General features: G+C 64.6%; 8 protein-coding genes. 3 read left to right on the forward strand and 5 right to left on the reverse strand.

What is annotated here, in order from left to right; translation table 11 throughout:
- Positions 1–26: 26 nt before the first annotated feature.
- The gene (gene gspG / locus ISS20_RS22355) at positions 27–467 is read right to left on the reverse strand and encodes a type II secretion system major pseudopilin GspG (protein WP_099731210.1); all 441 of its coding nucleotides are present in this window, start codon (positions 465–467) and stop codon (positions 27–29) included.
- Positions 468–539: 72 nt separating this feature from the next.
- Here gspG and ISS20_RS22360 point away from each other — a divergent pair, with 72 nt between their 5' ends.
- Positions 540–989, forward strand: a complete 450-nt coding sequence (locus ISS20_RS22360) for a type II secretion system protein N (RefSeq protein WP_291439674.1) — start codon at positions 540–542, stop codon at positions 987–989.
- A gap of 20 nt (positions 990–1009) precedes the next feature.
- Here ISS20_RS22360 and ISS20_RS22365 read toward each other — a convergent pair whose 3' ends face one another.
- The 3 genes from ISS20_RS22365 to ilvA form a co-directional block, all read right to left on the reverse strand.
- Complete coding sequence (locus ISS20_RS22365) at positions 1010–1603, reverse strand: histidine phosphatase family protein (protein ID WP_291439676.1); 594 nt, start codon at positions 1601–1603, stop codon at positions 1010–1012.
- The gene (cobS, locus tag ISS20_RS22370) at positions 1600–2406 is read right to left on the reverse strand and encodes an adenosylcobinamide-GDP ribazoletransferase (RefSeq protein ID WP_291439678.1); all 807 of its coding nucleotides are present in this window, start codon (positions 2404–2406) and stop codon (positions 1600–1602) included. Before cobS ends, ISS20_RS22365 begins: the two co-directional genes overlap by 4 nt.
- Before the next feature lie 80 nt (positions 2407–2486).
- Positions 2487–4046, reverse strand: a complete 1560-nt coding sequence (gene ilvA, locus ISS20_RS22375; RefSeq protein ID WP_291439680.1) for a threonine ammonia-lyase, biosynthetic — start codon at positions 4044–4046, stop codon at positions 2487–2489.
- 375 nt (positions 4047–4421) lie between these two features.
- On the opposite strand from ilvA, the gene ISS20_RS22380 reads away from it, so the two are divergent.
- Complete coding sequence (locus ISS20_RS22380; RefSeq protein ID WP_291439682.1) at positions 4422–4871, forward strand: OsmC family protein; 450 nt, start codon at positions 4422–4424, stop codon at positions 4869–4871.
- 97 nt (positions 4872–4968) lie between these two features.
- On the opposite strand, the gene coq7 is transcribed toward ISS20_RS22380, so the two are convergent.
- A complete protein-coding gene (gene coq7, locus ISS20_RS22385; RefSeq protein WP_056646690.1) occupies positions 4969–5586 on the reverse strand; it encodes a 2-polyprenyl-3-methyl-6-methoxy-1,4-benzoquinone monooxygenase in 618 nt (205 codons plus the stop codon).
- Between the two features lie 315 nt (positions 5587–5901).
- Here coq7 and ISS20_RS22390 point away from each other — a divergent pair, with 315 nt between their 5' ends.
- A complete protein-coding gene (locus ISS20_RS22390) occupies positions 5902–6948 on the forward strand; it encodes a porin (RefSeq protein WP_291439686.1) in 1047 nt (348 codons plus the stop codon).
- The last annotated feature ends 5 nt before the right edge of the window (positions 6949–6953 follow it).

Below are 6953 nucleotides of genomic sequence, written 5' to 3' on the forward strand. Positions count from 1 at the left end.
GGCTGGGGCACCTTGGCAAAAAGCGGTCACTGCCAGCTGCCAATATCGGCGTCCTTGCCTTCGCCGCCCGACTGGCCATCGGCGCCGAACGACATCACGTCGATCTCGCCCTTGATGCCGGGGTTGAGGTATTGGTAAGGGCGGCCCCAGGGGTCGTTGGGCAGCTTTTCCAGGTACAGCTTCCAGTTGCCCGGCACGGGGCCCGCAGTGGGCTTGATGACCAGCGACTGCAGGCCCTGCTCGGCCGTGGGGTAGCGCTGGTTGTCCAGGCGGTAGAGCTTGAGCGCCTGCATGATGTTGGTGATGTCGGTGCGGGCGGCCGTCACGCGGGCATCGTCGGCACGTTCGAGCACGTTAGGCACGATCAGCGCGGCCAGCACGCCGATGATCACCAGAACCACCATCAGCTCGATGAGGGTGAAACCACGGGCCACGGACTTGGCAACGCGGCGGGGGGCGGAGCGCACGAGGAGGGAGAAAGAAGTGTTCACTGCTGGCGGTCTCTCGGATGGTCGAATCGCGTGAATCATAATCCCCGCATGGTGACCAATACGTACAGCAAATGGGGCGTCCGCCTGGGGACTCTGGTGCTCTGGGCAGCAGCCGGTGCCAGTGTGGTCTATTGGGGGCTGCGCCTGTCGGCGCCCTCGGCAGTGTCCACGGCCCCGGCCGTGGCTCCGGGCCCCGTGGCCATGGATGCGCAGGCCCTGGCGCGTTTGCTGGGCGCGGCGCCTGCAGCCCCTGGTGTGGCAGCGCCGGTGGCACCCACCGCGAGCCGGTTCACGCTGATCGGGGTGCTGTCGGGGCGCAGCAGTGGCGGCGGTGCGGCACTGATTGCCGTGGACGGCAAGCCCGCCAAGCCCTTCCGCGTGGGCGCTGCGGTGGACGAAGGCCTGGTGTTGCAGGCCCTGGGCCCCCGCCAGGCGCAACTGGGGACCAGCATGGGTGGGCCCGCCACGGTGACGCTGGACATGCCGCTCAAGAACTGAGCACCTGTCAGCCTACAGCTTCAGGCCAACTGCCTGATTTCCCAATCCCCCCAGCCCGGCGCCGCCACCGGCCAGTCGTCTGAGCGGGGCAGGGCGCTCTCACCCCGCTCCTGTAACCAGGCCACGCAGCGTGCCACGCCGGCGTGGGTGATCCACACCACATCCCCCGCGCCCTGTTCGGTGCGCCACGCCTGGGCGGTCTGCAGGGCTGCTGCCACGCGGTGCAGCATGTGGGCCAGGCTTTCGCCCCCGCCGGGTGCGTGGGTGGCGAACCCGGCCACCCAGGCATCGATGTCGCTCTTGCCGATGGCGTCCCAGGTTTTGCCTTCCCAGCGGCCGAAGTCCATCTCGCGCAGACGAGCGTCGGGGGTGAAGGTCAAATCGGGTCTGAGCGCTTGTAATTCATGCGCCAGTAGCTCACATCTTTGTAGCGTGGAATACGCTACGCGCGTTCCGGGGGGCAGTGCCGTTGACAGTTGCTCTGCCGCAGCGCAGGTGGCCTGCGCATCGGCCGGCACGTCCCACGCGCCATAGCAGGTGCCCGGTGGAACCAGCGGGGCTGCATGGCGCACCAGCCACAGGCGGCTGCTGGCGGCGGCAGGGGGGGGCGTCATAGCCATCGCAGTGCGATGGCCGCGCCCAGGTAGAACCCGATCTCGCTCACCTGCTGCGTGGCGCCCAGGCAGTCGCCGGTAAAGCCTTGCAGCCGTCGGGCGAACCAGCGCGCCATCCAGGCCGCGCTGAGCGCGCTGAAAACGATGGGCGCTACCAAAAAGAGAGCTGTCTGGGTATATCCGACCAGCGCAATGGGCGGAAAACACCACAAAACCGCCGCAACCAGTGCCTGGCTGGAGATCTGGTCGGCCAGCGGCTTACTTTTGGAGCGCGCCGTGTCACCCACATGCGGCAGGCTGCGCACGATGAGCAGGGGCCAAAAGCGCGACAACACGTGCGCGCCGACCAGGGCCGCCAGTGCCACCGGCAGGCTTTGCGCCCCCAGCAGCGCCAGCAGGCTGACCTTGGCCAGCAGCGCCAGCACCAGCGCCATGGCCCCGAAGGCGCCGATGCGCGAGTCCTTCATGATGTCCAGCGCGCGTTCGCGGTCGTAGCTGCCGCCCAGGCCGTCGGCCACGTCGGCCAGACCGTCTTCATGAAAACCACCGGTCATCAACACCGTGGCGATGGTGCAGAACACCGCCGCCACAGCCGGGGCCAGCGGGTTGGGTGCCAGTGCCCAGTGCAGCGCGGCATACACGGCTGTGGACAGCAGCGCCGCCAGCCAGCCAATGCCCGGAAAGTGCGCCGCGCTGGCCCGCAGCATGGCGGGGCTGTAGCCCACCCAGTTCGCCAGCCGCCCGGTGACCGGAATGCGGGTGAAGAACTGCACGGCCAGCAGGTAGTGGCGCAGGGCTTGCATGATGGGCTTCAGTGGCTCGATACTTCTTTTTTGATAGCTGTCACGGCTTGTTCAACCAGCGCTTGCAGCCATTTTCGGCATTATTTGGAGCGCAGGAACAGCCGGTAGGCCGGGTTCAGCGTTTCTTCCACACAGGGGTAGCCCAGCGTGGCCAGGAAGGCGTCGAAGGCTGCCTTGTCCTCGGGCGGCACCTGCATGCCCACCAGGATGCGGCCATAGTCCGCGCCCTGGTTGCGGTAGTGGAAGAGGCTGATGTTCCAGGTCGGCTGCATCAGGCTCAGGAACTTGAGCAGCGCGCCCGGCCGCTCGGGGAAGGTAAAGCGCATCAGGCGCTCGTCCTGTGCCAGTGCCGAGTGGCCGCCCACCAGGTGGCGCAGGTGTTCCTTGGCCAGCTCGTCGTGGGTCAGGTCCAGTGCCTCGAAGCCGTGGCGGTTGAAGTTCTTAGCGATCTTTTCCGATTCGCCCTTGCCGTTGGTGGTCAGGCCGACAAACACATGGGCGCGGGCGGCGTCGCTGATGCGGTAGTTGAATTCGGTCACGTTGCGCGGGCCGCCGGGCAGGCCGCCGACCACCTCGCAGAAGCGGCGGAAGCTGCCGCGCTCTTCCGGAATGGTGACAGCGAGCAGCGCTTCTCGCTCCTCGCCCACCTCGGCCCGCTCGGCCACGAAGCGCAGCCGGTCAAAGTTCATGTTGGCGCCGCACAGGATGGCGGCGTAGGTCTCGCCCTTGGTCTTGTGCGTGGCCACGTATTGCTTGATGGCTGCCACAGCCAAGGCTCCTGCGGGCTCGACGATGCTGCGCGTGTCCACAAAGATGTCCTTGATGGCGGCGCAGACGGCGTCGGTATCGACGGTGATGTAGTCATCCACCAGGCCCTGCGCCACGCGGAAGGTTTCCTCGCCCACCAGCTTCACGGCGGTGCCGTCGGAGAACAGGCCCACATCGGCCAGCGTCACGCGCTCATGGGCCTGCACCGACTGGATCATGGCGTCCGAGTCGTTCATCTGCACGCCGATCACCTTGATCTCAGGCCGCACGGCCTTGATGTAGTTGGCCACGCCCGAGATGAGTCCGCCGCCGCCAATGGCCACGAACACGGCATCGAGCTGGTTGCTGCCCAGGCTTTGCAACTGGCGCAGGATTTCCATGGCGATGGTGCCCTGGCCGGCGATCACGTCCGGGTCGTCGAACGGATGCACGAAGGTCAGGCCCTGTTCCTTTTCCAGCTGGACGGAATGGCCGTAGGCGTCGGAATAGCTCTCGCCAAACAGCACGACCTCACCGCCCAGGGTCTTCACGGCATCAATCTTGAGCTGCGGCGTGGTGGTGGGCATCACGATCACGGCCCGTGTGCCCAGCCTGTGGGCGCTCATGGCCACGCCCTGGGCGTGGTTGCCGGCCGATGCGCAGATCACGCCGCGCTGCAGCTGCTCGGGCGTGAGGTGCGCCATCTTGTTGTAGGCGCCCCGCAACTTGAAGCTGAACACGGGCTGCTGGTCTTCGCGCTTCAAGAGCACTTTGTTGTGCAGGCGGCGGCTGAGGTTCTTGGCGGGCTCCAGCGCCGACTCCACCGCCACGTCGTACACGCGGGCAGTCAGGATTTTCTTGAGGTAGTCGGCGGGGGTGAGGTGCTGGGTCATGGCAGGTGCAGGAGGAGAGCCCCACCGGCGCAGGGCGGCGGGCGGGGGCCCACATCATAGGGCGTCGCCTTGGTAAGAGGCCGAGGCATCCGGGACGGCAGCCTGCCGTGGGACGGTGCGAGCGGGCAAAAAAAAGCCCCGGGCCGTGAGGCCTGGGGCTAATCCATCCTTTGAGGAGATGGAGGAGACAATCGGTGCGAGGCAAATGCCGTATTCCGGCTGCTTGCCGCCTGCCGGTTCCTTTCTGTTCGAAAGCGGCAGCGCATGGGCGAAGTTTAGCGCGAGTCTTGTTGCGATGCAGCAAAATTCGCATCAAATTCTTTTCGTTTCGGTTTTCCGTGCGAAAAAACCACGTGTCACACAGGAGGAACACAAATGGAATGCACAGTCAGTTGGACCGGCGGGGCGGGAACCCGTTCTGGCATGGGTTTTGTGGCCGAAACCGGCAGCGGCCATGTCCTGACCATGGACGGTGCCCCCGATGCCGCCAACCCGGCCAACGGAGGCCAGAACCTCGCGCCCCGGCCCATGGAGACCGTGCTGGCGGGCACGGGCGGGTGCACCGCCTATGACGTGGTGCTGATCCTCAAGCGGGGCCGCCACGACGTGCGTGGCTGTAGCGTCAAGTTGATGACGGAACGCGCCCAGACCGACCCCAAGGTGTTCACCAAGATCCACATGCACTTCACCGTCACGGGCAAGGGCATACCCCCAGCCGCCGTGGAGCGCGCGATTGCCATGAGCCACGACAAGTACTGCTCGGCCAGCATCATGCTGGGCAAGACAGCCGAAATCACCACCGGCTTCGAAGTGCTGGAGGCCTGAGGGGGGCGGCGTGTAGTGGTCTGGACTGCCACGCTGAGCGGGTTGCGGCGCGTATGTTTTTTGGTGCGCCCGCTGCCTGCGTGAGCCAGCTTGGGGTTCAGAGATAGTGCGCCGTGGTGGTCATGACCTTCGCGGCGCCTTTCATGGCAAGGCGCACCGGGGCGGGCAATTCCAGTGCACCGGCGGCGCGGGCCTGGTCTGCGTGCCGCTCCTCGTCTTGCTTCATCCGGGCGACCACGGCCCTTGATGCCTGGTCTTGCTCGGGAAGCCTGTCGAGGTGGCTTTGCAGATGCGCGGCCACCTGGGTTTCCGTCTCCACCACAAACCCCAGGTTGGCCCGGTCGCTGACCTTGGCCGCCACCAGCCCGAGCGCAAAAGCCCCTGCGAACCACAGAGGGTTGAGCAGGCTGGGGCGTGCGCCCAGTGCGTCCAGGCGCTGTTGTGTCCATGCCAAATGGTCGGTCTCTTCGCGCGCCGCTGCCTGCAGGTGGTCCCGCAGGGCGGGGTCACGGGTGACGGCCGCCTGCGCACTGTAGAGTGCCTGGGCGCACACTTCCCCCACATGATTCACGCGCATCAGGGCTCCCGCCAGCTTTTTCTGCGCAGGATCCAGCGACGCCTCGGGCACGCCGTGTGCCGGTGTCTGTTCGGAAGCGCGGGGTTGGGCAAACAGTGTGCGCAGCGCGTTGTCTGCGGCAGTCAAAAAAGCGTCCATGGAAAGCTCTCGGATGGCAATGGCGTCGAAACACAAATTGCACTTGGATACAAAAAACCGCAAGGCAAGGCACAGGAGTTGCATGCAGCAATCGTGATTTTGCCCGTGCGCACTGAAATGTTGCAACACTGCAACGAATTTCCCCTTTCGGGGCAATTGTGGGTGAATTCCTTTGCGAAACCCGGCCGGGTCTGGTGCAATAAGAGCAACTTCCCCACCAGGAGGTTGGCCCGGGAAACCGGCGGGACTGTGCAGGTGTTTTCACCATAGACCCCCCGTACCGGAGCCCGATGTTTAACCTTGGAGTAACTCGCAATGAAAAAATCCCTGATTGCCCTGGCTGTGCTGGCTGCTTCCGGCGCTGCAATGGCTCAATCTTCCGTGACCCTGTTCGGCGTGGTTGACGCAACCTACGCTTACGGTTCCGGCAGCGTCTCTAACAAGTCGCAACTGACGAACTCCGGCTATAACAGCAGCCGTCTGGGTTTCCGCGGCGTTGAAGACCTGGGTGGCGGCATGTCCGCTTCGTTCTGGCTCGAAGCTGGTCTGAACAACGACAACGGCACCGGCGGCGTTACCAACACCAACAACCAAGCAGCTACCAGCACTGGCGGCGGCCTGACTTTCAACCGTCGTTCGACGGTTAGCCTGAACGGCGGCTTCGGTGAAGTGCGTCTGGGCCGTGACTACACGCCCCAATACTGGAACCTGGTCGTGTTCGATCCGTTCGGCAATGTCGGTGTTGGCGCGAGCCAAACCCTGATGTCCAGCCTGGGCGGCCCAACCACCGTGCGCGCTTCGAACTCCATCGGCTACTTCCTGCCAGGCAACTTGGGCGGTTTCTACGGTCAAGCCCAGTACTACATGGGTGAGAACAACAGCAACGCTGCCAACAAGAAGGACGGCAACGGCCTGGCACTGCGCGCTGGTTACGCTAACGGCCCCATCAACGCCGCTATCGCCTTCTCCGAAACCAAGTTCCTGAAGGGCAACATCAAGGCTGTGAACCTGGGCGGTCAATACGACCTGGGCGTGGCCAAGATCATGGCTCACTACAACCAAGACAAGATCAGCGGCGGCAACGACGGCAAGGGCTTCCTGATCGGTGGTCTGGTTCCCGTGGGCGCTGGCGAAGTTCGTCTGGCTTACTCGACCTACAAGATCGACACCGTTGGTGCTGATCCCCGTACGAACAAGCTGGCTCTGGGCTACGTGCACAACCTGTCCAAGCGCACGGCTCTGTACGCAACGTACGCTCACCTGACCAACAAGAACGGCGCTGCACAAGCTCTGAACGGCGCTGTGACTGGTGTGAACAGCAACTCCAACGGTTACGACTTCGGTATCCGTCACAGCTTCTAATATCG

Origin of the sequence: Acidovorax sp., from assembly GCF_016783915.1 — a bacterium.
In the GTDB taxonomy this organism is placed as follows: domain Bacteria; phylum Pseudomonadota; class Gammaproteobacteria; order Burkholderiales; family Burkholderiaceae_C; genus Acidovorax.